Genomic DNA, 25,924 nt, shown 5'->3' with positions numbered 1-25,924 from the left:
CATGCTACTTCAACCGTGGCGAGCCAGACGACGGGCCGCGAGGGTGAGGAACGCCGCCGTGAAGGCCGCCAGTGCCACCACGTGGATCCAGTCCCCGCCCTGCCCCATGCCGATCGCCGAGAGCGCCAGCTGGTCCAGGTGGTAGGCCGGCCACAGGGGTGCAATGGCCTGGATGAACTTCGGCATGACCGAGAGCGGGAACCAGAGGCCGGAGAGGAAGGCCATGGGCAGGTACACCAGGTTCACCAGGCCCGGCGCCGACTGCCCCTTGGCCAGCGTACCCAGCAGCAGACCCAGCGAGCAGAAAGCGAGGACACCCAACACCTCGGTCACGAAGAACGTGGCCACCTGGCCCGCGGTGAGTTGCACACCACCACCGAACCGGGCAAGGCAAAGCATGAGCATGGTGACCACCGCAGCCATCATCAGGGCCATGCACATCTTGCCAACAAGGTAGGCGCCGGGCGGCATCGGCAGCGCGCGCTTCAGCGTGAGCAACCCATGCTCACGATCGATAGCCAGCGACACACCGAAGCCGAACAGGCCCGGCGCCATGACCCCGAACGTGCCGTACGACGCCAGCAGGAAGCGAGCCCCATCCGGTGAGTTCTGGTGCGCCAGGATGATGCCGAACATCAGGTAGAACACCGACGGGAACAGCATGGTCGGCAACAGGAAGCCTGGAAGGCGCAGGTAACGCAGCACTTCCGCACGTGCTTCCTGCACATAGGCGTTGAACACCTGGCCCGTGCTCATCACCGGCGTGGCGGTGCTTTCGATGATGTTCATGCGGCCTCCTGCGCGGCATCGGCCGCTTCGCTATCGCGGGTGATTTCAGTGAAGGCTTCGGCCAGGCCGGCACGCTGCACTTCCAGTTCGGCCAGGTCGGCATCGATCGCGAGCAACCGACGCACGACCGCTTCGGCCTGCTGCGTGGCGATCACCATGTGGCCCTGTTGCAGCGAAGCCGTGTCCACTTCCGGCCATGCCGCGATGGATTCAGCTGGCACGCTGGTGATGCAGCGGATCCGTCGCACAGAGACATGGGCACGCAAGGCATCCACCGTGCCTTCGGAGATAACGCGACCACGCGCGATCACACAGACGCGATCGGCCAGGGCCTCAGCTTCTTCGAGGTAATGCGTGGTGAGCACCACCGACGACCCGCTGGCCACCAGGCTGCGAATCGATGCCCAGAGCGCCTGGCGTGCGGAAAGATCGAGCCCGACCGTCGGCTCATCGAGGAACAGGAGTTCCGGGTTGCCTGCCAGCGCCATGGCGAACTGCACGCGGCGCTGCTGCCCACCGGAAAGTGCCGCGTAACGGCGATCGAGCAAATCAGTGATGCCGGCGATCGTCGCGCACTCGGCGACGGACCGCGGGTTCGGATAGTAGCTGGCGGTGACGCGGATCAACTCACGCACCTTCAGCGTTGGCGGCAGGTTGGCCGACTGCAGCATCACGCCGATGCGACGGCGCGCGTCGATGTCCTGCGGATCCTTGCCGAACAGGGAAACGGTTCCCTGGTCGGCGCGGTGCAGCCCGAGCAACAGGCTGATGCTGGTCGTCTTGCCGGCGCCGTTCGGCCCCAGCAGTGCCAGCAGTTCACCGCGATGAATGGTGAGGTTGATCCCGTCCAGCGCGTTAACTGCGCCGTAACGCTTGTGTACGCCTTCAAGGCGGGCGATGCAGGTGTCGTGGCTCATGGTGTCCTCCCTTGCGTCGCAACATAAACGGGCGCAACCCCTTGGCGGCAGTCGTTTGCGTCATTGTGCGGATGTGACAAGCGTCACCCGGGGGTTACGGGGCCAAAATGCGCATGCTATGCTCGGCCAATAATCCCTTTAAAGATAGATAGTTAGGGATATATCGAAGGATATGGGCCATGCCGGATCGCGCCGTCGCGCGCTCCAGAAATACACGGCGGCGATGCCGCTACCACTGTTAGGGCGAGGAAGCTTTATGCACGTCATCGGTACCCTGCGCGAGATGCGCGACTTCGGCGGCAAGGCCCGCACCACCGGCCTGCCCGATGCCACCATCGAGCGCTTTGCCGCCCATGACGCCAGCCTGCGCCAGGCCATCGAAGAAGCCGCCGCTTACCACAAGGGCCTGCAGGCCGAGATGGGCGATTTCCTCCGCATGGATGAAGACGCACAGATCCACCACCTGCAGTGCGGCCTGGTGAACTTCTACCCCGATGACGGCGTGAATCCGTATGTGCCCGCCGCAGCGCGTGGCCCGTGGGTCGTGACGCTGAAGGGCGCCGTGCTGCATGACGATGGCGGCTACGGCATGCTCGGCTTTGGCCACAACCCGGAGCACATCATTGAAGCGATGTCGCGGCCGCAGGTCATGGCCAACGTGATGACCGCGAACGTCTCGCAACTGCGCCTGTGCGAAGCACTGCGCAAGGAGCTGGGCCACACCCGTGGTGGCAGCCCCTACTCGCATTTCCTCTGTCTGAATTCCGGTTCGGAATCGGTGACGCTCGCCGGCCGCATCGCCGACGTCAATGCACGCCTGATGACCGATCCGGGCGCACGCCATGCCGGCCGCACCATTAAACGCCTGGCCGTGAAGGGTGCCTTCCACGGTCGCACCGAGCGCCCGGCCATCTATTCGGATTCATCGCGCCGTAACTACCAGCAGCACCTGGCCAGCTTCCGTAACGAGGACACGCTGATCACGGTTGAGCCGTACAACGTCGCCTCGCTCAAGGCCGCGTTTGCCGAAGCCGATCGCAATGGCTGGTTCATCGAAGCCATGTTCCTCGAGCCGGTCATGGGCGAAGGCGACCCGGGCCGTGCGGTGACGCCGGAGTTCTACGCCGCCGCCCGCGAGCTCACCCGCGAACACGGCACCCTGCTCCTGGTCGATTCGATCCAGGCCGGCCTGCGTGCCCACGGCGTGCTTTCGATCATTGATTACCCCGGCTTCGAAAAGCTGGATGCACCGGATCTGGAGACCTTCTCCAAGGCGCTCAACGCCGGCCAGTACCCGCTGTCCGTGCTCGCCGTTTCCGAGCGCGTGGCCGGCCTGTATCGCAAGGGCATCTACGGCAACACCATGACCGCCAACCCGCGCGCGCTGGATGTGGCCGTGGCGACCATGGCCGAACTCACCGACGACGTGCGCAAGAACATCCGCGAGCGTGGCAAGGAGTTCCTGCAGAAGCTCGAGGGCCTGAAGAACGAACTGGGCGGACTGATCACCAAGGTGCAGGGCACCGGCTTGCTCTTCTCGTGCGAACTGGCGCCGGAGTTCAAGTGCTACGGCGAAGGCTCCACTGAGGAATACATGCGTGAGCGCGGCATCGGCGTGATCCACGGCGGCGCCAACTCGCTGCGTTTCACCCCGCACTTCCGTGTCACCAGCGCCGAAGTGGACCTGATTATCGACGAGGTCCGCCACGCCCTTAAGGAAGGCCCGCGCCGCGCGACCGAACAAGCAGCATAAGCCCCCGCATTGCGTAGGAGCCCACCCTGTGGGCGACGCTTTTCGTACATTCGCCACAGGGCTTGTGAGCTCTCCGCGAAAAGCGTCGCCCACAGGGTGGGCTCCTACGGGTTGAGAAAAAGCGTAAGCTGGCCCGCGCCGGGATGGCCGGCGTCACGTAGGGGTTCGCCATGCGCGTGCAGTTTCGTGTCCTTGCCGTTTCCGCCCTCCTCGTTTTCGCCGGCTCCGCCCTTGCGGCAGGCCAGGCCAAGAAAGAGCTGACGCCGCAGCAACAGCGGATGTCCACCTGCAACACCCAGGCCACCGGCAAAAAGGGTGATGAGCGCAAAGCGTTCATGTCCAGCTGCCTGAAAGGCGAGCAGCCAGCGGCTCCGGCCAAGATGACCCAGCAGGACAAGATGAAGGCCTGTAACGCCGACCCGAAGGCCAAGACCCTGAAGGGCGATGAGCGCAAGGCGTTCATGAGTTCGTGCCTCAAGGGCTGACCAACACACGCCGGTGTAGGAGCCCACCCTGTGGGCGACGCCGTTCGCAAAGCGTATCAGGGCCTGCGGCTCTGTCGCGAAAGATGTCGCCCACAAGGTGGGCTCCTACAATGCGGCGCTGCGCGATGCGACAATGGCGTATCGCCAACCAATATCGTCCGTGCCCATGAAAATCGTCGAAGTCCGCCACCCCCTCATCCAGCACAAGCTTGGCCTGATGCGCGCTGCCGGCATCAGCACCAAGGAGTTCCGTGGACTCGCCTCCGAAGTCGCCGCCCTGCTCACCTACGAGGCCACGGCGGATATGGAAACCGAGTGCAAGATGATCCAGGGCTGGGCCGGCCCGGTCGAAGTCACCCACATCAAGGGCAAGAAGGTCACCATCGTCCCCATCCTGCGCGCGGGCCTGGGCATGCTCAGCGGCGTGCTGGAAATGATCCCCGCGGCCAAGGTGAGCGTGGTGGGTCTGCAGCGTGATGAAGAAACCCTGCAACCGGTGGCGTACTACGAAAAGCTCAGCGGCCGCATGGATGAGCGCACCGCCATCATCGTCGACCCCATGCTGGCCACCGCCGGCACGCTGGTCGCGACCGTCGACATGCTGAAGGCGGCGGGTGCCAAGCGGATCAAGGGTCTGTTCCTGGTCGCCGCGCCGGAAGGCCTGAAGCGGATCGAGGCGGCCCACCCGGATATCGAGATCTATGTCGCCTCCATCGACGATCACCTGAACGAGCTGGGCTACATCCTGCCGGGCCTGGGCGATGCCGGTGACAAGATCTTCGGCACGAAGCAAAAACCCGAATAACCCCCCGTAGGAGCAACTGTCTTTAGGCAGTCCTCCACTCGGCCTGATCACGGACCATCGCATTGATGGCCGTGATTAGCTGTCGCATGCAGGCCACGACCGCCACTTTTGCGACTTTCCCACGCGCTCGTAGCGCGTCGTAGCGGAGCTTAAGAGGGCTGTTCGTGGCGTTGATAGCCGCCCAGGTGGCCATGTAGAGCACTCGCCTGACGATCCAGCGGCCGGCGCGTACGCGTCGGGGGCCGTTGCGATGGCCACTTTGATCAACGTACGGCGCGACGCCGACCAGAGCAGCGACCTGCTTGCGGTCCAGCTGGCCCAGTTCCGGTAGGTATGCGATGAGCGTGGCCGCGGTCACCGGTCCGATGCCCGGGACGCTGCACAGGCGGGAGTGCGGATCGACCGCCTGCATGGCTGGCTTGATCGCCTGATCCATGGCCGCGATCTGCGCCTTCGCCGCCTCGATCATCGCTTGGAGAGCGCGTTGCGCGGCGGGTAACGTCGCCTGAGCCAGCCGGCGGCGATTGTCATCGCGCTGGCTCACCAACTGCTGGCGGCAACGTACCAGATCGGCCAGTTGCGCCCGTTCGGGCGGTGTCGGCTGGTAGGGCTCCGGATCGATGGTCTTGGCCATGCGGGCCAACGTTAAGGCATCGATCTTATCGTTCTTGGCGAGGTTTCCAAGCGCTGCGGCATATGCCCTGGACCGGTGCGACGCCAGGCGCGTCACCTGGTAGCCGGCTGCCGCCAAGGCTTCCACGATGGCCCGTTCGTAGCCTCCTGTCGCCTCCAGCACGATGTGCTCAACGGCACTGGGAGACAACACCTTCAGCAGCCTTTCCCGGCCCACCGGCGTATTGGCGAAGCGCTCGTGACGCCTGGTCGATAACCAGACCACATCCAGTGTGGCCTTTCCCACATCAACACCGATATGCATGCCCATGGCGTCTCTCCGGAGTAGGATCGGGAGTGAGAGCACCTCCACCAGCCCCGGCTTGTGAATTCGAGGTAGGACTCGAGCAACTGTTCGGGCTTGGTGAAGGGAGTGCGGCAGCCCTTGCTCCTACACGTGCTCCTGGCACCGGCCATCATCGGCTTGCCGCACTCCGCTCTCACCCATCAGCCTACGCCGCGGCAAAGACACAAGGCCACCCTGTGGCCGACATCTTTCGCAGGAACGCCACAGGTCCTGCCGCCTCCTTGCAAAAGATGTCGCCCACAGGGTGGGCTCCTACCGCGAGGGGTGATAGCGCGGGAGTGGGGTTCGTCACACCGGCTGTCACAAACTTGCGGCAGAATCCTGCGGCGGACCTGACAGGGGGAGCGCCGCCGCAGGGGATTGCGGGCGTCTTGGGTCGCGTACAACTCAACGACTCGAGGGGATTTTCGAATGCGTTCGACCAAACAGCAGCGCGCCCTGTGGGCGGCGCTTGCCGGCCTTATGGCCGCTTCGTCGCTTCAGGCGGCAGACCTTTCCATCACCCAGTTCCGCGTCCGCGGCCCCGCTGGCGGCAACGACGAATTCGTCGAAGTCCAGAACAGCGGCACCGCCCCGCTGGATGTGTCGGGCTACAAGCTCAACGCCTCCAACAACGCGGGCACCACGGGTACCCGTTTCACGTTCCCGGCCGGCGTCACTATCGCCCCCGGCTGCTACCTGCTGCTGGCCAATACGGCAAGCTCGGGCTATTCCGGCAGCGTGGCGTTCGACCAGAAGTATTCGACCGGCGTGACCGATGACGGCGGCCTCGCGCTGCTGGATGCCTCCGGCACGGTGATCGACCAGGTCGGCCTGAGCGCCGGCTCGGCCTACAAGCTCGGCACGCCGCTGGCGAGCCTGGGCAGCACCAATGGCGACCAGGGCTACAGCCGCAAGACCAACGCCGCGGGCTTCCCGCAGAGCACCGGCGATAACTCCGCCGATTGGGTGAAGGTCGCCCCCACCACCCCGCACAACAGCGCCAGCACCTGCGTTGCGCAGGGCCCGAGCCTGTCGATCGCCGACTCGTCCGTCAGCCTGCGTAACGCGGATGACGTGCCGATGCCGTTCACCGTGACGCTGAGCCAGGCTGGTGCCGCGGACGTGACCGTGCACGCGGCCACCGCCGACGATACGGCTACCGTGGCCGCGGGCGATTACGACGCGGTGGATGCCGACGTCACCATCCCGGCCGGCCAGACCACGGCCACCGTCACGGTCAACGTACACGGCGCCAAGGCCGCCGGCCCCGACAAGGCATTCAAGGTCAACCTGACCAATGCCTCGGGCGGCGTCGCGCTGGCCAAGGCCACGGCCGTGGGCGCGATCCTCAACGAGATCCCGGTCGCCGCCGAAATCTGGCAGATCACCGGCCACGACCAGGTCTCGCCGTTGCTCGGCAAGCGCGTGGCAACCAAGGGCAACATCGTCACGGCGGTGGGCCCGGCGGGCTTCACCATCCAGACCCCGGACGCGCGCGCCGATAGCGACCCGCTGACCTCCAACGGCATCTACGTGTTCACCAGCAGCGCACCGACCGTGAAGGCCGGCGACCAGGTGGATGTGGAAGCCACGGTCGACAACTACTTCAACCTGCCGGAACTGAAGAACGCCACCATCACCACCACGATGCACGGCGCACGCCTGCCGGCGGCGGTGGTGTTCAACGACAAGGTGCCGTCGAACGATCCGAACGCCCTCTCCTGCGGCACGACGAACTTCCAGTGCTTCGTGGGCATGCGCGTCACGATCAACAGCGGCATGATCACCACCGGCAACCTGCGCTTCAGCAACGAGCCGTTCGCCGAGGTGTACATCACCGCCAACGGCCAGCGCTCGCTGCGCAAGCCGGGCGTGCGTTACACCGTGCCGGTGCCCGATGGCGTGAACCTGCCGAACTGGTCGGGTAACCCCGAAGTGCTGAAGATGAACACGGCCGACTTCGGTGCCGTGGCCGCGAACACCCCGTTCAACGCCGGCACCACGTTCAAGGCCGAAGGTGTCATCTCGTACGCGTTCGGTGCGTACACCTTCATCCCGAGCAAGATCACCATCACCAAGGCCAACCCGCTTCCGCGGCCGGTCGACAACAAGCCGTTCTACGCCGTGCGCGTCGGTGCGTTCAACATGGAGCGCTTCTGCGATTCGGACTTCAACACCACGTTCACCTGCAGCGGCGGCAGCACCGAGCCGACGCCGGACGAAGTGAAGCTGAAGACCCAGCGCCTCTCCGCGTATGTCGGTAGCGTGCTGAAGCTGCCGGATATCCTTTCGGTAGAAGAAGTGAAGAGCCTCGCCGTGCTGCAAGGCCTGGCCAAGCAGCTGGGTGATGATTACCCGGCCCAGTACGAAGCGTTCCTGCAGCCGGGCCACGACCCGAGCGGCATCAACGTCGGCTTCCTGGTCCGTACCGATCGCGTCCGCGTGGTCGATGTGCGCCAGCTTGATGCGGATGCCATGTGGGACGATGGCGGTACGCAGTCGTACCTGCACGACCACCCGCCGCTGCTGCTCACGGCCGATGTGCCGTCGATCATCGGCCGCATGCGCATCAACGTGATCTCGGTGCACCCGAAGGCACGCCAGAACGTGGACAAGACCGGCACCACTGCCGATCGCGACCGCCAGAAGCGTTTCCTCCAGGCCCAGTCGCTCGCGAAGCAGGTGCAGTTGCTGCAGACCGACCGGAAGAACCTGCTCACCCCGATCATGGTGGTGGGTGATTTCAACTCGTACCAGTTCAGCGATGGCTTCACCGATGTGGTGGGCCTGATCTCGGGCAAGTACGACGATAGCCAGAACCTGCTGAAGCTCGGCAAGAACATCGTGAAGCCGGCCCTGTGGAACGCCGTGGACTCGGTGCCCGCCCAGGATCGCTACTCGTTCCTGTTCACCGAGAACTTCGGCAACATCCAGGGCCAGGCCCCGCGCTCGGTGCCCACGCACCAGGTGCTGGACCACGCGCTGCTGAACACCGTGGCCCGTGGCCTGTTCCTGCAGATGCAGTACGGCCGGGGCAACCTGGATGCCCCGGTGCAGACGCTGGATGATGCTGCCAAGGAAACCGGCGTGAAGAAGGCGCTCGGTTCGTCCGACCACGATGGTTTCGTGGTGGACCTGCTGACGCTGCCGTCGATCCTGTTCTAAGCGAGAAACAAAAAGGGCGCCCGGCTAACCCCGGGCGCCCTTTTTTGTGCGTTCCTGTAGGAGCCCACCCTGTGGGCGACGCTGTTCGCGAAAGGCAACAGGCCCTGTTGCGACGTGGCGAAAGATGTCGCCCACAGGGTGGGCTCCTACCTGGGTAAGGTTATGCGCTGAACTGATCGGTGGCGCGGACCAGCTCACGGGTGATGCCCGGCTCGAACGCCGAATGCCCGGCATCCTGCACCACGCGCAGCTCGGCTTCCGGGAACGCACGGTGCAGATCCCATGCGCTACGCATCGGGCACACCACGTCGTAACGGCCCTGCACGATCACCGTGGGGATGTGGCGGATCTTGCCCACGTCACGCAACAACTGACCATCCACTTCGAAGAAACCGGCGTTGACGAAGTAATGGCATTCGATGCGGGCGAACGCGAGCGCAAACTCGTCTTCGCCGCTGGAGGCCATGTGGCCTTCATCCTGGTAGAGATAGCTGGTCGCCGCTTCCCACACCGACCATGCACGCGCCGCGGCAACGCGCGTCGCGGCATCCGGGCTGGTCAGGCGGCGGTGGTAGGCACTGATCAGGTCGCCGTGCTCGGCCTGCGGAATGGCCGAGAGATAGGTCTCCCACGCATCCGGGTAGAGCTGGTCGCAACCGGACTGGTAGAACCACTCCAGCTCGCTGCGGCGGAGCATGAAGATGCCACGCAGCACCAGCTCGCTCACCTGTTCGGGATGCGTCTGGGCATAGGCCAAGGCCAGCGTGGAACCCCACGAACCGCCGAACACCTGCCACTTGTCGATGCCCAGGTGCTTGCGCAGGCGCTCGATATCGGCCACCAGGTCCCAGGTGGTGTTGTCAGTGAGTTCGGCATGCGGCGTGGATTTGCCACAGCCACGCTGGTCGAACAGCACGATGCGGTACTTCTTCGGATCGAAGAACCGGCGGCAACGCGGGTTGGTGCCACCGCCCGGGCCGCCGTGCAGGAACACCACCGGCTTGCCGTTCGGGTTACCGCTCTGCTCGTAGTAGAGGGTGTGCAGGTCGGAAACCTTGAGCGAACCGGTCTCGTACGGCTCGATCGCGGGGTACAGGTCGGGGGATTCCTGGGCCATGGTGGGGTGGTGCCTTGGGGGATAGGGGGACGATAAGGGTAACGCCTGAGGGAAGCCTGTTGCGAGCCGGGGCCCCGGAGGCCCGGAGGCCCGGAGGCTAAAGCAGCTTCCCGGGGTTCATCACCCCATTCGGATCCAGGACCGCCTTGATCCCGCGCATCAATGCAATCTCCTCGGTGGAACGCACGCTCCCCAGCCAGGGCTTCTTCACCAACCCAATCCCATGCTCCGCCGAAATGCTTCCCTCGTGCCGTTCCAGCGTCTCCACCAGCAACGTCGTCACGTGCTCGCACTGCTCCACAAACGCCGCGTAATCCAGCCCTTCCGGCTTCAGCACGTTGATGTGCAGGTTGCCATCGCCGATGTGGCCGAACCACACCACATCGACATCCGGGTAGCCCTCGGCCAGCAATGCCTGCATCTCCGCCATGAACGCCGGAACCCGCGAAATGCGCACCGATACGTCGTTCTTGTACGGCTTGTACTTCGCCAGGCTCTCCGTGATGCCCTCGCGCAGGCGCCACAACGCCGCGGCCTGTGCATCGGAGGACGAGATCACGCCATCCACCACCCAGCCCTGCGCCAGGCAGGCCTCGAAGAAGGCCAGCGCATTCGCCTCGGCCGTTTCATCGGCCGCATCGAATTCGGTGACCACATAAAACGGATAGGTCTCATCGAACGGGGCCTGCGCACCATGCGCCAGCACGTGGTGCAAAGCGCGATCGGTGAAGAACTCAAAGGCCTCCAGACGCAGCTTGCCCTGGGCCTCGGCAAACACCTTCATCAATGCATCCATGGCCGGCACCGCCAGCAGCATCACCTGCGAGGCCGGCGGCGGTGACGTGAGCGCAAGGGTTGCCTCGACCACGATGCCCAGCGTGCCTTCCGAACCGATCACGAGATGGCGCAGGTCGTAGCCCGAGGCGTTCTTGATGAGGCCCTTGTTGAGGTCCAGCAGCTCGCCGCTGCCCGTGACCACCTTGAGCCCTGCGACCCATTGCCGCGTGTTGCCGTAGCGAATAACCCGGATGCCGCCAGCGTTCGTGGCGATGTTGCCGCCGATCTGGCACGAGCCGCGCGCGGCGAAATCTACCGGGTAAATGAGCCCGTGCTCGCGCGCCGCGTTGTGCACCGCCTCCAGCGCGATGCCCGGCTGCACGGTCAACGTGCGGTCCACGTCGTTGAACGCCAGCACCTTGTTCATCCGGTCCAGGCTGACCACCAGTTCACCGTTCGCAGCCACGGCACCGCCGGAAAGCCCGGTGCGGCCGCCCGAAGGCACCACCGCCACGCCATGCCTATTTGCCCAACGGACGATCCCCTGCACCTCCGCGATATCGCCCGGAAAGGCGATCGCCAGCGGCGCCGGCGTCCAGCGCCGGGTCCAGTCACGGCCGTGGTGCTCCAGGTCGCCCGGGTCAGTGGAAAGCTTCAGCCCGGGTAGCTGGCTGGCAAGGTCGGTGAGGCGTGGATCGCTCATGGGGCTCTCGGATAAGGGGCCCCCCGAGGGTGCCAGCGCCGCCGCCAGCCGTCCACTGCACTGCAACATCCCGTCGCCGTTCTGGCATAGTGGGGGTTCGTTGAATCGCCAGAACGGGCAAGCCATGAAGCGCACGTCGTACCCCAAAGAGGATATCAAGGTGCTGCTCCTGGAGGGCGTCAGCCGCAGCGCGCTGGATACCTTCCGCCAGGCGGGCTACACCCAGATCGAGTTCCACGAGAAGTCCCTGCCCGAGGACGAGCTGCGCGAACGTATCGCCGACGCGCACATCGTGGGCATCCGTTCGCGGACGCACCTCACCGCCGAGGTGCTGGCCGAGGCGCGCCGGCTGATCGCCGTGGGTTGCTTCTGCATCGGTACCAACCAGGTGGATACGGCCGAAGCCGAACGCCTGGGCGTACCCGTGTTCAACGCGCCCTACTCCAACACGCGCAGCGTGGCCGAACTGGTGATCGCCGAAGCGATCATGCTGATGCGCCGCATCCCCGAGAAGAACGCCCAGTGCCACCGCGGCGGCTGGTCCAAGTCGGCTGCGGGCAGCTTCGAAGTGCGCGACAAGGTGCTCGGTATCGTCGGCTACGGCCACATCGGCACTCAGGTGGGCGTGCTCGCCGAATCGCTGGGCATGCGGGTGATCTTCCACGATATCGAAGCCAAGCTTTCTCTTGGCAACGCGCGCCCTGCGTCGAGCCTGGAAGACCTGCTCGAGCGTGCCGACGTGGTGACGCTGCATGTTCCCGAGACTCCGCAGACCAAGCTGATGATCGGTGCGGCCGAGATCGCACGCATGCACCCCGGCAGCATGCTGATCAACGCCTCGCGCGGCACGGTGGTCGATATCGATGCGCTGGCGGCCGCTTTGCAGTCCAAGCACCTGGCCGGTGCCGCGATCGATGTCTTCCCCGTCGAACCCAAGGGCAACGACGATCCCTTCGTCTCGCCACTGGTCGGCATGGATAACGTGATCCTCACCCCGCACGTCGGTGGCAGCACCGGCGAGGCACAGGAAAACATCGGAATCGAAGTCGCCTCGAAGCTGGTGCGCTACAGCGATAACGGCAGCACGCTCTCGGCGGTGAACTTCCCCGAGGTCTCGCTGCCCGGCCATCCGACCAGCCGCCGCCTGCTGCACATCCACCGCAACATTCCCGGCGTGCTTTCACGCGTGAACGATGTGTTCTCGCGCGCGGCGGTGAATATCGATGGCCAGTACCTGCAGACCTCCGGCCAGGTGGGCTACGTGGTGATCGATGTGAGCACCACGGAAGAACACGCTGCCGCGTTGCGCAACGAGCTGGCCGCGATTGAGGGCACGCTGCGCGCACGCGCACTTTACTGAGGTTTGCTCGCAGGAACTTGCCGGTTCAATTCGGCCCCCGCCCTGCACTACCCTGCGGAAAATCCAAAGGGAAGTGAACATGGCTGTTCTGTTGAAGTGGTCGCTCGCGCTCGCCATCGGCAGCGCCTTCGCCACGGCCGCCTCCGCGGCCACGCTCGATCCAGCGCTGTTGCCCAAGGTACGTGCGGCAACTTTTGAAGTCGTCGCGGCGAAAGCCGATGACAGCAAGGTGACGTATGAGAAGCCGTTGCCGCTGGACCAGCTGCCGTTCCAGGAACGCAACGACCACTACAGCTCCCTGGGCACGGCCTTCGCGATCGGCGATGGCCGTTATGTCACCGCGTTCCATGTCTTCATGGAGGGCGTGGATAGCCTGCAGGGCCCGCTCATGCTGCGCGATGAGCAAGGCCACGTCTATGCGATCAACCAGATCCTCCGCGCATCGCCACAGCAGGACTTCGTCGAGTTCAGCCTGACCAAGGGCCCCACCGTCGATCCACTTCCTGTCGAGCGCGCGCCTGCCGTCAATGAAGCGGTTTTCGCCGTAGGCAATGCGCTGGGCACGGGCGTGGTATTGCGCGATGGCTTGTACACATCCGACACCCCCGAGGAAGTGGACGGCCGCTGGAAGTGGCTGCGCTTCTCCGCCCCGGCATCGCCCGGCAACAGCGGCGGCCCGCTGGTCGATGACAAGGGCAAGGTCATCGGTGTCGTCCTGCGTAAGTCGCCGAACGAGAACCTTAACTTCGCCCTGCCGATCGGGCAGGTGCTCGATGCATCGGATCACAGCGCGACCGTCGATGTGCCCGAACACTTTTCCGTGCCCTTCAGCCACGAGACCCGTAACAGCCGGCTGAAGGCCACGGTGCCGCTGCCGATGGCGTACGCGGACTTCACCCAGCGCATCGGCGAAACCTTCGACAATTGGGCGCATACCGAAGCGCAGGCGTGGATGAACGGCCATAACGGCACGCTGTTCCCCGAGGGCAAGGCCTCACACGACCTGCTCACCCGTGGCCCGTGGACCGACAGCCTACCCGCCATGGTGACCCAGGACAGCGATGGCAACTGGGTGCGCAAGCAGCCCGCGCGCAAGCGCACGCCCACCGCCGACCAGGGGTTCGTCGAAGAAACCGCGTACGACCAGACCGTGGTCTGGCACATCCATGCCAACGCGGATAAGCCCGCACTTGGCGCTGGCGGCCGTGCCGTCATGGACCTGTTGCTCACCCAGGGCCTGCTCCGCCGCGACGTGGGCCCGGACAAGGTAAGGGTGACCTCGCTCGGGGCGCCCTACGCCACCGAGACGATCACTGATCGTCAGGGCCGCACGTGGACGATGCAGACCTTCGGCCTGCCTTTCATGAACGGCTGCCTGGTGCTGGCCAGCACGCCCACGCCCGACGGGGCCGTGGGCATGTTCCGTTTCGCCATGGCGCGTGACGCACGGCAGATCGCGCTGCAGCTGCGACTCATGGCCGACATGGAAGACATCGCATTCCACGGAAGCGTGCCCCAGTGGCAGGCCTTCCTCGCCAACGGCGCGCCGGCCACGGTGCTACGTGACGCAACGGTACGCCGGGAAGGCAACGTCGTGACCGTGGCCGCCGATGGCATGAAGGCCACCTGGCCTGCCGACCTTGTGCCGCTCGAGGGCCGTGCTGAAGTGGCCATCGAGCCAAGCTGGACCTACGAGGACAGCAAGCCGGCGCTGCACGTACGCACGCTGGTGCTGCAGCAACGCGATACGCCCGAGCCGCTGGTCAAGCTGGACCGCTACGAGCGCTATTTCGAGGACTCACAACCCCAGGCGCAAAGCCTATGGCACGACCTGATGACCCACGCACACCCGCGCGACGGGCAGCCGGTGGACAAGGACGACCGGCGCTTCATCGTCCAGGTATACGACCCGGCCCATCCGGACCGAGCCCAGCACGCGTTCGTGCTGACCTACGCCGTGGGTGGCAAGGCCAGCGACGATGACATGCGGGCGCGGCTGAAACAGGCGGCGGCCGGGGTGACCGTGCCCGACGCGAAGCCTTCGGCACCCTAGCCAGGGTAGCCGCCACCGGGCGCCATCACGGCGCCCGCAACCCGTCTTCAAATCGCCCCCATGGGTCGCGTACGCTGTAGCGACCAACCAGGGGAAACGAACATGGCTGTTCTGATGAAACGGACTATCGCCGCCGCGGTGGCGCTTGCCTGTGCTGCCACCGCCGCCCACGCGGCCACGCTGGATGCGGCCCTGCTGCCCAGGGTAAAGGCGGCCACCTTCGAGGTCGTCGCGGCCAAGGCCGATGACGGCAAGGTGGCCTACGAGAAGCCCCTGCCGCTCGACCAGATGCCGTACCAGGAGCGGACCGACAAGTACCAGTCGATCGGCACCGCCTTCGCGATTGGTGATAACCGCTTCGTCACGGCCTGGCACGTGTTCGCCAGCGGCGTGGGCAGCGTACGCGGCCCGCTCTCCTTACGCGATGAGCAGGGCCACGTGTTTGCCGTGGACAAGGTGGTGAAATTCTCGCCCCAGCAGGATTTCGTCGAGTTCAGCCTGAAGCAGGCGCCCACCGTGCAGCCGCTTGAGGTCGAACGCGCCCCCGCGATCAACGAAAACGTGATTGCCGTGGGCAATGCGCTGGGTACCGGCGTGGTGTTGCGCGATGGCTTGTACACCTCCGATACGCCCGAAGAAGTGGACGGCCGCTGGAAGTGGATGCGCTTCTCCGCCCCCGCCTCACCGGGTAACAGCGGTGGCCCGCTGATCGATGACAAGGGCAAGGTGATCGGCGTCGTACTGCGCAAATCGCCCAGCGAGAACCTCAACTTCGCCCTGCCGATCAGTGCCGTGCTCGATGCCTCGGAAAAGGCTGCCAGCATCGACCTTTCCATGGATTTCGGCACCACCTACAGCCCGCAGACCCGGCACAGCCGCCTGCGTGAGCAAATGCCGCTGCCGCTTAGCCAGGCGGAGTTCTACACGCGCATTGCCGCTGTCTCCGATAACGCGCTGGCGAAGGAGTCGCAGGCATGGCTCAAGGAGCGCACCGATTCGCTCTGGCCGCAGGGTGAGAAATCACACGAACTCCTGACCCACAGCCCATGGAGCGGCGGCGTGCCCGCGCTGGTGGTGCAGGACAACGGCGGTGTGTGGATGCGCACGGACAAGGATGATTCCCAACGTTCGCAGCTACCGAACAAGGGCTACATCGACCGCTCGACGCTGAACGACACCGCGCTGTGGCACATCCACTCCGAAGCCGACAAGCCGGCACTGACCGGCGGCCGCGCCGTCGGTGACACGCTGCTGACCCTGGGTTTCATCACACGCAAGGTCGGGCGCGAGAGCATCAAGGTCACCTCGCTGGGCGAACCCGCTTCGACAGAATCCTTCACCGACCGCCAGGGCCGTACCTGGCGCGTGGACGCGTTCACCATCCCCTACTTCGATATGTCGCTGCTGACCGCGACGACGCCGACGCCCGACGGTGCGGTCGGCATGATCCGCATGGCCGGCGCGGGCGATATCTTCGAGGAGACCCTGAAGATGCGCATGATGGCCGACATGGAGGACATCGCGTACACCGGCACGCTCGCGCAGTGGCAGGCATTCCTCGCCCACGGCCCGCGCCCGCTCATGCTGCGCGATGCGGTGTTCGGCCAGGATGCCAAGGGCGTGACCCTGTCCGTCGATGGCGTGAAGGCCGGCTGGCCGGGCAGCATCGTCCCCTATGGCGGCCGTTCGGAAGTGTTCGTGGCAGGTGGCTGGAGCGTGGAAGACGGCAAGCCCGTCGTGCGCATGCAGCACCTGAGCCTGAGCCAGCAGGAAGCACCGAACGCCATGGTCTACATCGATCGCTTCCAGCGCCCATTTGCCGACTCCTCTCAAGACGCCAACAACCTGTGGGATGAACTGGGCAGGCATGCCCATCCGCGCGACGGCAAACCCTTCGAAAGCGACGAATGGCGCCTGATCAGCCGCGTGTACGATCCGGCCCAGCCAAAGACCGCCAGCTACATCTACACGGTGAGCTACGCCGTCCGCGACAAGGCGGCCGACGACGACATGCAGAAACGCCTCGCGGATGTCGTCCACGGCACATCGTTGCCAGGTGCATCCCCCGCAGGTGATGCCACGGCGACAGCGGCAGCAACCAAGGCGCCTGCTGGCCCTTGATACCTGAAGATCGAGAGATGAGCGGTTCATTCGCGTTCGCGAATGCATGTTTTTAGCGGCTTGCGCCGCCTACGGCGTGGTGGGTTGAGGAAGCTGCGGGTGGGCAGGCCCTTGGGTCCGCCAGTCGCGGACCTTCGGACCGGGCCGTAGGCGCCCTCTTCGCTAACCGCGAATCGCCCGGCGGCCCTCCGCTCATGTCGGCCCCAAGGGCCTGCCCACCCGCGCACCCCACGTCGAGGTTTGTGGTCGGAGAGCCACACGCGTGCGGTCCACCACCTATAGGAGCGCGCTCGCGCGCGATAGCCCACGCAGCGATGACGCCGCAGAGCTACATCGCTCCCTCGATCGGCGCAAGACACGAACGACGGGGCGGTAATGACAGCGCTGGACGCCTGGATTCAACACCGCGTTCGGCATCGCCGCTTCGTGAGCTGATCGTGCGCAAGCGCGCTCCTACAGGGAGGTGAGCGGCGTCGTGCGAGCTTGTGCCACACCAAACGAGACGTAGGGATTCGGTGGCGGGCAGGCCCCTGGGGCCGACATGAGCGGAGGGCCGCCCGAGCTAACGATGATCGCGAGGGCGGTGCCTACGGCCCGGTCCGCAGGTCCGCGACTGGCGGACCCAGGGGCCTGCCCGCCGCCGATGGCGACTCCCACCCAGCCTAAGGCGGCGCTAGCCGCTAAACACATGCGTTCGCGAACGCGAATGAACCGACGACGTGGCGCGATGAAGCATGTGCTCACGGAAATCCGTGAAGAACCTTTTCTTTAGGCTGACGTTCGGACACTTCGGGCAATGCTTTCGCGGTTACCAACGGCACATCACATTACCGCGTCATGGATCTCTAAAACGCGGTTCTTCGAGAAAAGCAGCAATCGCGTCAGCGGCTTCGACGACCTCTGCCATGCCGCCGTATGCGAACAAGGATTCCTGCTGTGCCTCTGGAATGTGCTGCTTCGTAAACTCAATGCTGGCACGAGCGGCAATCAGGAACGCCTCCAGCGCCTCTCTTGATTCGGGAGAAAGCGTCGCCCGAGGCGCGACATACGGTACCTGCATTTCTTTCGGATTTAGACGCGGATTTGCATCCCAGATTGGCTTGAGGACATTGGTGAAGCTATTGCCGACGAACCTTCCGACGAGCTTGCCATAGACATTGACCTGGCCGAGGCTCTGGTGGGACATAACGACCCGAAGTGATGCTTCGCATTGCGCGGACGCATCAATGAAACGGCGTGATATTTCTTGAGCGACGTCTTCGGGAAGCATCGGTGTGGTCCTTGATCGAAAACTGGCGGCGAACGAGGTATGCGGCCAGTCGCGACATGGAATTAGCCCTCGGCGACGACGCGATGGCGCCCGCGTTCCTTCGCCTTGTACAACCGGGCATCAGCCACGCCGATGAACGGTAGCACGCTGTCGCCCTCGCCGGGCACCAGCGTGTTCACACCCGCGCTGAGGGTCAACCGTTTGTCGTGGCCCACGCCGGCGTGCGGAATCAGTGCCTTGTCGACCAGATCCAGGCAGCGCCAGGCCATGGCCATGGCGGCGGCTTCATCGGTGTTGGGCAACAACAGCACGAATTCCTCGCCGCCGAAGCGGCACAGGAGATCGTCGGGGCTACGCACGCTCCCGGACAGTGCACGAGCCACGCGCTTCAGGCACTCATCGCCTTCCAGGTGGCCGTAGTGATCGTTGTACTGCTTGAAGTAATCGATATCGAGCACGACCACCGATAGCGGCTGACGGTTCTGGCGCGCATCGCGCCAGCGGGCATCTACCACGTTATCGAAGCGGCGGCGGTTGGCCACGCCGGTCAGGCCGTCCTTGAAGGACAGCTCTTCCAGCTCGCGCTGCATGTCGAGAAGCTTTTCTTCAGTGCGCTTGCGCTCGCTGATATCGAACATGAAACCGATCAGCGCGTTTGGCGTACCGTCCTCGTTGCGCACCACGTGCACCACATCGCGAATCCAGACGAATTCGCCATCCTTGCGCAGCGCGCGGTAGTCGGCTTCATGGTCGATGCCAGCCTGCGATTGCGATACGCAGAAGTTGAACACCCACTCGCGGTCCTCGGGGTGCATGCGGTCGGCCCAGTCCTGCACGGTCTGCCACGATTGCGGCGACCAGCCCAGCAGCTCTTCGATCTGCGGGCCGATGTAGGCAAAGCGCAGCGTCGCCCACTCGATCTTCCACGGGATGGCACGGGTCGATTCCAGCAAGGTCTTGTAGACCCCGATGTCCTTGGCAAGGATCGCGTCGTCAATACTCATGTTGGTGCCCGTGGTGACAGCGTCTGGTACGTCTTCGGCCAGGGCCACGCCTTCCAGCGGCAGCCCGGCCAGCAGCTCGAGGATAGCCAGTGTTTCCTCCGGCGCTTCCGCCAGGGCCGCACAGCCATCGGGTACATGGATGTAGATGCGAGGCGCCCCACCCTTCTCGCCGCGGACATTCTCCATGAGCCACATGACGCTCTCGGGGAGGCTACGGCGCAAGGTCTCGTGGTCGTAACGGCCACGCATCCCCGCCCCGGCAAGGTACACCTCTTTCACGATGCTGGGCACTTCCAGGCCACGCAGGGCTTCCTGGCAGGGGCTGGGGGTGTAGAACCCTGCCGCGTCCAGGCGGCCCACGGCAGTCACCGCATGGTCCGGCCCAGCCCATGCGCCTTCCGGGGCCTCGCCCAGGGAGAGGTCCAGGAAGAACGGGTCGACGTGCTTGAGACTGGCCACCCTGGCCTTGGCCTGGGCAAGCGCCTCGCGGGCGCGTTGCCGTGCTTCCGTACCTGACATTGTGAAACCCCCATGGCCGGCGGCCATGCCCAGTTGCGTCTTCCCTTATCGGCCGGAACGGGGGCGTCTTGAGAACTTCGTCACATTTTGCCCCGGTCCGCGGGGTGAAGGCCGGACTGCCGACCCGCCTGGGGGCAGCAAATCCACCGATTTACAGGGGAGGACTGGCAGGGGTAACGTCACCAGACCCGACCCCGGTTGCATGGAGAGATCTCATGGCTTTCGGCAGGACCTGCGCACTGGCCCTCGTGGCCGCCCTTTGCCTTTCCCCCCTGGCCGCCACGGCCCAGACAGGGGTTGGCGCGCGGCTCAACTACGCGGAAAAGCAGCTGCACAACAAGTTCGTCCTGGCCGACAAGGACAAGGATGGCTTCGTGACCAAGGAGGAAGCCGAGGCCGGCAACATGCCAGCCACGGCCAAGAACTTCGATGCGATCGATACCACCAAGCGCGGCAAGGTCTCCGAAAAGGAAATCCAGCAGTTCATGCTGAAGCACATGGCCGACAAGGCCGCCACGCCGCCCAAGTAACGGCTCAGTGCAGCCCGGCGAAGCGGAACGGCTTCGCCGCGGCGAACTGGCCCGAGACCTCGCCGGCGAACGTATTCCTCTGGTCCGGCCCCAGGTCGAGCTTGCGCACCCCGGCGGCCTCCGCGAAATCGATCTTCTTCAGGTCCACCCAGAAGGTGTTGGGCGTGATCGTCGATTCGAACAGATACAGCCGGCGCTTGTGATCGAACACCGTGCGCCAGCGGGTCGACGAGATATTGGGCTGGTCGGGCGTGGTGATCCCCAGAGGCACCGAGGCATTTCTGATCACGGAGAAAACGCTTGCCAGGGCGAGGTCCGGGTCTTCGCTCTTCGGGATGGCGTTGATGTAGAACGATGCGCGGGCGAAGCGATCGGCCGAGCGGTTCGTACCCGGTAGCATCACCGTGCCCCCTATGCCCTCCCAGTAGGTATTCAGCGCTAGCTGCTCATCGAACGTCGGTGAGTTGGTCATCACCTGGTATTTGCGATCGTGGTGGATCACCTGCTTGCCACCGATGTATTCGACAATGGCGCTATCGCCGCTCGCATCGGACATGGATAAATGCAACGTCGCCAGGCGTGGCTCGCCGGGCACCTCGTCCGTAATCACGACGAAGGGCTCCTTTTCCAGCGCCTTCACCGCCTCATCCACCGTCGCAAAGTTATCCAGCACGTACTGCGCCCACATGGCGATGCTCAGCGTATGGTCGCCGCGCCGGGGCGTCGGGTAGGTCGATTCCACGAGCCATAGCACGTTGGCCATCAAGCCCTTCTCGTTCGCACCATCGGTGGTCGAGACGTCGTACCCGCTGGCGATGACGCTGCCGTACTTCGCGGTCCACGCCACCGAACCCGGGCCGGCTTCGCCCGTTCGCTTCATGCCCCGAGGGAAAATCCACAGGTTGGTGCCGACATCCACCTTCCAGTCCATGGAGCGGGCGGTAATGACATCGTCGTTCGCGCCGAGGTAGACGACGCGCGTGCAGGCATCCGCCACCATGGGCGCCGCGAACATCGCCAGGGCGGCAGCGCCCAGCCCGTGGAGTACAAAGCGCTTCAATGCATTCATGGTCGTCACCTCACGTATCCTGTTTGAGCACTTCGACGACGTAGTGCTGGCTGCCGTCGTGGTCGTATTCCACCAACAGGCCATGCACGTCGGATTCAAAGCCGCGGAAATGGTGGTTCTGGTCGCGGGCCAGGGCCAGCGATTCCGTTTCGCGAAGAACGTCATGTTTTCCGGCATGGTGCCATGGGCGTGCATGCATGCGGTTAGGAAAAATTACCTAGGGACTGCGCGGTCGGTCCGATCTGGCTGGCATCGAACCTGCTGTCGGTCTGACGCCTGGCACTGGAATCGGGCACGGTACGGGCGCCGTGCAACACGAATTCGTGAAACGGGAAAGCTGGACCTTGAGACTCTACGTAAAGTGAAACGCGCGTTCGCGGCGTTACTCGAGATCTCGCCCGCAACATTCAAGGATGAAGGCCTGAGAGCGGAAGTTGCTGAAGTTCTGACGAATTCCGGCATCGAGCCACTACCCCGGCCTTCTCACCCGGAGCCCTGAACAGCGAAACTCATTGACGCTCGCGAAAGCGCATCGATAGGATCGATCCTGTCGGGAACAATCGACCTGCGAGTCTGCAACGAGGGGCCTCCAGGCCCGGCAGTTGCAGCAGGTGGAGCTCGCGATGACAAGCACTCCCAACCTTGCCCCATAGCCTGAAAGCGAAAGCTTTCTTCGGCCCTGTCCTTGGAAGCCCCTGCGTTTATGCGTGGGGGCTTCGTCGTTTCAGGACGATGCGGTGCTACGGCAGCATCGCCCTCACGAGGCTTCGCTGATGGCCAGTGCCGCTTCCTCACGCTTGAAGCGGCGCAATGCCATAGCGCCACGTACCGCGTTGATGAAGGCAAGCAAGATGGCCGCGGCGAGTGCCAGGCCGGTCAGGCTCTTGGGCTGCGTCGTCCACTGGTAGATCTTTTCCAGCGAGAAGAAGGCGAGTCCCACCCACGCACCGATGAACGAATAGCGCCAGATGCTTATGCCGATCACGGCGAAGATGACGCCATCGATCATGGCGGCGCCGGTGAGGCCGACCGACTTTCCTAATCCGGGCGCGGCGAACATGATCAGTGCACCGATGCCGATGTTGATAGCCGCTACGAACCAGGCAGCGAACGCGCCGCCCTTCATGGCTTTCTGTGCATCGGCGCGGTTGGTCAGCTCCGAAAGCCAGTAATGCTTGTTGCTACCCTTGCTTGCCATCTCGCTCCCCCCAATCCATGTGCGGACGCATGCAGCGGCACGTTGCGCGCCACCAGGTGGTGTCCGATCGCCCCCTTGGGCGCCATGCCGGCGCCAGCTGCCGCAGCATAGGCGGAACGCAGGCAAAGAAAAAGGCGCCCCAGTGGGACGCCTTTTCGAATAATGGTCGGGGTGGCGAGATTCGAACTCGCGACCACTACACCCCCAGCGTAGTGCGCTACCAGGCTGCGCTACACCCCGACGAGCTAACGATTGTAGCAGCTTCGCCCTGCCCTGCGGAAGCAGGATCAGCGGCGGAGCAGCGTAAGTACTTCTTCCAGTTCCAGGCGAACCTGGCGCACGATCTGGTGCGACATGCTGGCTTCCACGCGGGCCTGGGGGCCCTCGAGACGGGCGCGGGCGCCCGTGATGGTGAAGCCTTCGTCGTACAGCAACGAGCGAATCTGGCGGATCATGAGCACATCGTGGCGCTGGTAATAGCGGCGGTTGCCGCGGCGCTTGACGGGCTTGAGGGCGGGAAACTCCTGCTCCCAGTAGCGAAGTACGTGCGGCTTGACGCCGCAAAGCTCGCTGACCTCACCAATGGTGAAGTAGCGCTTCGCCGGAATGGCGGGGAGTTCGGTGTTATTCCCTGGATCCAGCATAGCCCTCGACTCTTACCTTGAGTTTCTGGCCAGGACGGAAAGTGACAACCCGCCGGGCCGAGATGGGGATTTCCTCGCCGGTCTTCGGATTACGACCGGGCCGCTGATTCTTCTGCCGCAGATCGAAATTGCCGAAGCCCGACAATTTCACCTGTTCACCCCGTTCAAGGGCTTCGCGGACGACCTCGAAATAGGCGTCTACGAATTCCTTGGCCTCACGCTTGTTGAGGCCCACGTCGAGGAAAAGCCGCTCGGCCATTTCCGCCTTGGTCAGCGCCATCTTATCCTCGCAATCTCGCCTTGCATGTTTGCTCCAATGCCTTCACCGCGTCTGCCACGCAAGCGTCGGCATCGTCGTCGGTAAGGGTGCGTGAAGCGTCCTGTAAAATCAAGCCCATAGCGAGACTCTTTCGCCCTTCCTCGACGCCCTTGCCCACGTAGCGGTCGAACAGGCGAACCTCCTTCAGGACCTCGCCCAGGGCGGCGCGCACGGCACCCTCAACGCTTGCCCAGGCCACGTCTTCGGGCAGGTCCATGGCGATATCGCGGCGAACCGCCGGGAAACGTGCCACGCGGGAGGCGCTGGGCATGCGCCGCGACAGGATCGGCGCCAGCGCCAGTTCCATCACGTACACATCCGGACCCAGGTCCAGGGCCTTGGCCAGGGCCGGGTGCAGCGCGCCCAGGAAACCGGCGGACTGGCCATCGCGCAGCACGCGGGCGCTACGGCCCGGGTGCAGCCACGCTGGCAGGCCCTCGGCATCCACCGACCACAGCGGGGCCTCGCCCGTGTGGGCGATGAGCGCATCCAGGTCACCCTTCAGGTCGAAGAAATCGACCGGGCGCGTGACTTCGCCCCACTGCTCCGCGCGGGCGCTGCCGGAGGCGACGACGGCCACGCGGCCGATCTCGTCCGGGGCACCGCCGGTAGCGTGGAAGCTCCGCGCCACTTCGAACAGACGTACGCGGTCCTGCTGGCGCGCGCGGTTATGTCGCAGGGCCTCGACCAGGCCCGGCAGCAGCGAGGTGCGCATCACGGCCAGGTCCGCCGAAAGCGGGTTGGCCAACGGCACCCAGCCGGCATCCAGGTGCCAGGTCTTGAGCAGGTCGGCGCTGACAAACGAAAGCGTCACCGCCTCGAAGTAGCCCCGGGCCGCGAGCTGGTCGCGCAGGGCCATCTCCGGCAGGCGCGCCTCGGCCACCGGCTCCAGCGCGATCTTGCCCGCCGGCGTGGTGGTCGGGATGCGCTCGTAGCCGTGGATACGGGCCACTTCCTCGATCAGGTCCTCTTCGATCTCGATATCGAAGCGGCTGCTCGGCGGGGTGACCTTCCAGCCATCCGCGATCTCTTCGACGCCCATACCGAGGGCGGTGAAGATGCGAGTGACCTCGGACGCGGCGACGTCGATACCCAGCACGCGACGCAGGCGGGCATGACGCAGCAGCACCGGTGCGTGTTCGCGCAGGTCTTCGCCACGCTCGGCCACGACCACTGGGCCAGCGTTGCCGCCGGCGATCTGGATCAGCAACTCGGTGGCGCGCTCGATCGCACGCTTGGGCAGCGCCGGATCCACGCCACGCTCGAAACGGTGCGAGGCGTCGGTGTGCATGCCGAGCTTGCGGGCACGGCCCATGATGGCGGCCGGCGCGAAGTGCGCGGCCTCCAGGAATACGTTGCGGGTGGCATCGGTCACGCGCGAATCGAAGCCGCCCATGACGCCCGCGACGGCGAGGGCCTTGCCTTCATCGGCGATGACGACGAACGAGGGATCGAGCTTCGCTTCGCTGCCATCGAGCAGCTTGAGCGTTTCACCCTGCTCTGCGTGGCGCACGACGACCGAGCCGGCGAGCTGGTCGTTGTCGAACGCGTGCAGCGGCTGGCCCAGCTCCATCATCACGTAGTTGGTGACATCGACGACCGGGCTGATCGGGCGCAGGCCCGAACGACGCAGGCGCTCAGCCATCCACAGCGGCGTCGCCGCGGTGGTGTCGACGCCTTCGATAATGCGGCCGAGGTAGCGCGGGGCATCGGCACCCGCTTCAAGCTTCACGCCACGCGTGCTGCCGATGGTTGCGGCCACTTCGGTCGTACCGGTCGCCTGCACATGGCTGCCGAACAGCGCGGCCACGTCATGGGCCAGGCCGTTGAGGCCAAGCACGTCAGGGCGGTTCGGGGTGATCTTCAGCTCGATGCTGGCGTCGGGCAGGCCCAGGTACTCGGCAAGCGCCTTGCCCACCGGCGCATCGGCCGGGAGCTCGAGCAGGCCCGACGCATCGGCATCGATACCCAGCTCCTTCGCGGAGCAGAGCATGCCGAACGATTCCACGCCACGCAGCTTGGCCGCCTTGATGGCGATGCCGCCCGGCAGGCTGGCACCGACGGTGGCCAGGGGCACCCGGATACCGACGCGGGCATTCGGCGCGCCGCAGACGATCTGCAGCAACTCGCCCTGCCCTGCATCCACCTTGCATACCTGCAGGCGGTCGGCTTCGGGGTGCTTGGTGGCTTCGACGATCTCGGCAACGACCACGCCGCCGAGGCCATCGCCCAGGGCGGTGACCTCTTCGACTTCCAGGCCCGACATGGTCAGCGCATGCACCAGCGCCGCGCGATCCGCGTCGATGCTTACCAGTTCACGCAGCCAGTTTTCAGAGAATTTCATGGGAGCGACTCGTATGCGTTA

Annotated in this window: 21 protein-coding genes and 1 tRNA gene; 8 read left to right on the top strand and 14 right to left on the bottom strand. The window is 64.8% G+C overall.

Features of this window, described 5'->3' with window-relative positions; translation table 11 throughout:
• Nucleotides 1-9: 9 nt before the first annotated feature.
• Both L2Y97_RS06545 and L2Y97_RS06540 read right to left on the bottom strand, forming a co-directional pair.
• On the bottom strand, nucleotides 10-789 hold the full coding sequence (locus L2Y97_RS06545; RefSeq protein WP_247434526.1) for an ABC transporter permease: 780 nt from the start codon (nucleotides 787-789) through the stop codon (nucleotides 10-12).
• Nucleotides 786-1,706, bottom strand: coding sequence for an ABC transporter ATP-binding protein (locus tag L2Y97_RS06540; protein ID WP_247434523.1), 921 nt, complete (start codon nucleotides 1,704-1,706; stop codon nucleotides 786-788). Before L2Y97_RS06540 ends, L2Y97_RS06545 begins: the two co-directional genes overlap by 4 nt.
• Nucleotides 1,707-1,962: 256 nt before the next feature.
• On the opposite strand from L2Y97_RS06540, the gene L2Y97_RS06535 reads away from it, so the two are divergent.
• The 3 genes from L2Y97_RS06535 to upp all read left to right on the top strand — a co-directional run bounded on the left by L2Y97_RS06535 (nucleotide 1,963) and on the right by upp (nucleotide 4,749).
• Nucleotides 1,963-3,459: an aminotransferase class III-fold pyridoxal phosphate-dependent enzyme gene (locus tag L2Y97_RS06535; protein ID WP_247434520.1), complete on the top strand. Its 1,497-nt coding sequence runs from the start codon at nucleotides 1,963-1,965 to the stop codon at nucleotides 3,457-3,459.
• 170 nt (nucleotides 3,460-3,629) lie between these two features.
• A complete protein-coding gene (locus tag L2Y97_RS06530; RefSeq protein ID WP_247434519.1) occupies nucleotides 3,630-3,944 on the top strand; it encodes a PsiF family protein in 315 nt (104 codons plus the stop codon).
• Between the two features lie 166 nt (nucleotides 3,945-4,110).
• On the top strand, nucleotides 4,111-4,749 hold the full coding sequence (upp, locus tag L2Y97_RS06525) for a uracil phosphoribosyltransferase (protein ID WP_247434516.1): 639 nt from the start codon (nucleotides 4,111-4,113) through the stop codon (nucleotides 4,747-4,749).
• A 22-nt stretch (nucleotides 4,750-4,771) separates the two neighbouring features.
• On the opposite strand, the gene L2Y97_RS06520 is transcribed toward upp, so the two are convergent.
• Nucleotides 4,772-5,692, bottom strand: a complete 921-nt coding sequence (locus tag L2Y97_RS06520) for an IS110 family transposase (protein ID WP_247427771.1) — start codon at nucleotides 5,690-5,692, stop codon at nucleotides 4,772-4,774.
• A 447-nt stretch (nucleotides 5,693-6,139) separates the two neighbouring features.
• Between L2Y97_RS06520 and L2Y97_RS06515 the strand changes: the two genes are divergently transcribed.
• Nucleotides 6,140-8,875 carry a lamin tail domain-containing protein gene (locus tag L2Y97_RS06515; protein ID WP_247434514.1) on the top strand — a complete coding sequence of 912 codons (2,736 nt, stop codon included), beginning with the start codon at nucleotides 6,140-6,142 and terminating at the stop codon, nucleotides 8,873-8,875.
• 160 nt (nucleotides 8,876-9,035) lie between these two features.
• Here the strand turns inward: L2Y97_RS06515 and pip are convergent, their stop codons facing one another.
• Complete coding sequence (gene pip / locus L2Y97_RS06510) at nucleotides 9,036-9,992, bottom strand: prolyl aminopeptidase (protein WP_247434511.1); 957 nt, start codon at nucleotides 9,990-9,992, stop codon at nucleotides 9,036-9,038.
• A gap of 97 nt (nucleotides 9,993-10,089) precedes the next feature.
• Nucleotides 10,090-11,472 carry an FAD-binding oxidoreductase gene (locus L2Y97_RS06505; RefSeq protein WP_247434509.1) on the bottom strand — a complete coding sequence of 461 codons (1,383 nt, stop codon included), beginning with the start codon at nucleotides 11,470-11,472 and terminating at the stop codon, nucleotides 10,090-10,092.
• Nucleotides 11,473-11,596: 124 nt separating this feature from the next.
• On the opposite strand from L2Y97_RS06505, the gene serA reads away from it, so the two are divergent.
• From serA to L2Y97_RS06490, 3 genes are all read left to right on the top strand, one after another.
• Nucleotides 11,597-12,832: a phosphoglycerate dehydrogenase gene (gene serA, locus L2Y97_RS06500; RefSeq protein ID WP_247434506.1), complete on the top strand. Its 1,236-nt coding sequence runs from the start codon at nucleotides 11,597-11,599 to the stop codon at nucleotides 12,830-12,832.
• Between the two features lie 79 nt (nucleotides 12,833-12,911).
• Nucleotides 12,912-14,885, top strand: coding sequence for a S1 family peptidase (locus tag L2Y97_RS06495; RefSeq protein ID WP_247434503.1), 1,974 nt, complete (start codon nucleotides 12,912-12,914; stop codon nucleotides 14,883-14,885).
• A 114-nt stretch (nucleotides 14,886-14,999) separates the two neighbouring features.
• Nucleotides 15,000-17,006, top strand: coding sequence for a S1 family peptidase (locus L2Y97_RS06490; protein ID WP_247434501.1), 2,007 nt, complete (start codon nucleotides 15,000-15,002; stop codon nucleotides 17,004-17,006).
• An 835-nt stretch (nucleotides 17,007-17,841) separates the two neighbouring features.
• Here L2Y97_RS06490 and L2Y97_RS06485 read toward each other — a convergent pair.
• Nucleotides 17,842-18,276, bottom strand: coding sequence for a hypothetical protein (locus tag L2Y97_RS06485; RefSeq protein ID WP_247434498.1), 435 nt, complete (start codon nucleotides 18,274-18,276; stop codon nucleotides 17,842-17,844).
• Between the two features lie 62 nt (nucleotides 18,277-18,338).
• Entirely contained in the window at nucleotides 18,339-19,799 is a 1,461-nt protein-coding gene (locus L2Y97_RS06480) for a GGDEF domain-containing protein (RefSeq protein WP_247434495.1), read from the bottom strand.
• A 215-nt stretch (nucleotides 19,800-20,014) separates the two neighbouring features.
• On the opposite strand from L2Y97_RS06480, the gene L2Y97_RS06475 reads away from it, so the two are divergent.
• Nucleotides 20,015-20,329, top strand: coding sequence for an EF-hand domain-containing protein (locus tag L2Y97_RS06475; protein WP_247434492.1), 315 nt, complete (start codon nucleotides 20,015-20,017; stop codon nucleotides 20,327-20,329).
• Between the two features lie 4 nt (nucleotides 20,330-20,333).
• Here L2Y97_RS06475 and L2Y97_RS06470 read toward each other — a convergent pair whose 3' ends face one another.
• The 7 genes from L2Y97_RS06470 to pheT all read right to left on the bottom strand — a co-directional run bounded on the left by L2Y97_RS06470 (nucleotide 20,334) and on the right by pheT (nucleotide 25,903).
• Nucleotides 20,334-21,344: a linear amide C-N hydrolase gene (locus L2Y97_RS06470; RefSeq protein ID WP_425492849.1), complete on the bottom strand. Its 1,011-nt coding sequence runs from the start codon at nucleotides 21,342-21,344 to the stop codon at nucleotides 20,334-20,336.
• Between the two features lie 64 nt (nucleotides 21,345-21,408).
• A complete protein-coding gene (locus tag L2Y97_RS06465) occupies nucleotides 21,409-21,597 on the bottom strand; it encodes a hypothetical protein (protein ID WP_247434486.1) in 189 nt (62 codons plus the stop codon).
• 558 nt (nucleotides 21,598-22,155) lie between these two features.
• Nucleotides 22,156-22,596 (bottom strand): hypothetical protein, encoded by a 441-nt coding sequence (locus L2Y97_RS06460; RefSeq protein WP_247434483.1) that lies wholly within the window; start codon nucleotides 22,594-22,596, stop codon nucleotides 22,156-22,158.
• A gap of 163 nt (nucleotides 22,597-22,759) precedes the next feature.
• Nucleotides 22,760-22,836: transfer RNA gene (locus L2Y97_RS06455), tRNA-Pro, on the bottom strand.
• A 47-nt stretch (nucleotides 22,837-22,883) separates the two neighbouring features.
• Nucleotides 22,884-23,240: a MerR family transcriptional regulator gene (locus L2Y97_RS06450; RefSeq protein WP_247434481.1), complete on the bottom strand. Its 357-nt coding sequence runs from the start codon at nucleotides 23,238-23,240 to the stop codon at nucleotides 22,884-22,886.
• The gene (gene ihfA, locus L2Y97_RS06445) at nucleotides 23,221-23,520 is read right to left on the bottom strand and encodes an integration host factor subunit alpha (RefSeq protein WP_036114917.1); all 300 of its coding nucleotides are present in this window, start codon (nucleotides 23,518-23,520) and stop codon (nucleotides 23,221-23,223) included. Before ihfA ends, L2Y97_RS06450 begins: the two co-directional genes overlap by 20 nt.
• 1 nt (nucleotide 23,521) lies before the next feature.
• Complete coding sequence (pheT, locus tag L2Y97_RS06440; RefSeq protein ID WP_247434478.1) at nucleotides 23,522-25,903, bottom strand: phenylalanine--tRNA ligase subunit beta; 2,382 nt, start codon at nucleotides 25,901-25,903, stop codon at nucleotides 23,522-23,524.
• Nucleotides 25,904-25,924: the final 21 nt, after the last annotated feature.

The organism is Luteibacter aegosomatissinici (genome assembly GCF_023078495.1).
Lineage (GTDB): Bacteria > Pseudomonadota > Gammaproteobacteria > Xanthomonadales > Rhodanobacteraceae > Luteibacter > Luteibacter aegosomatissinici.
Note: the sequence above shows the minus strand (reverse complement) of the source record. Positions and strands in the feature narration are given on the sequence as shown.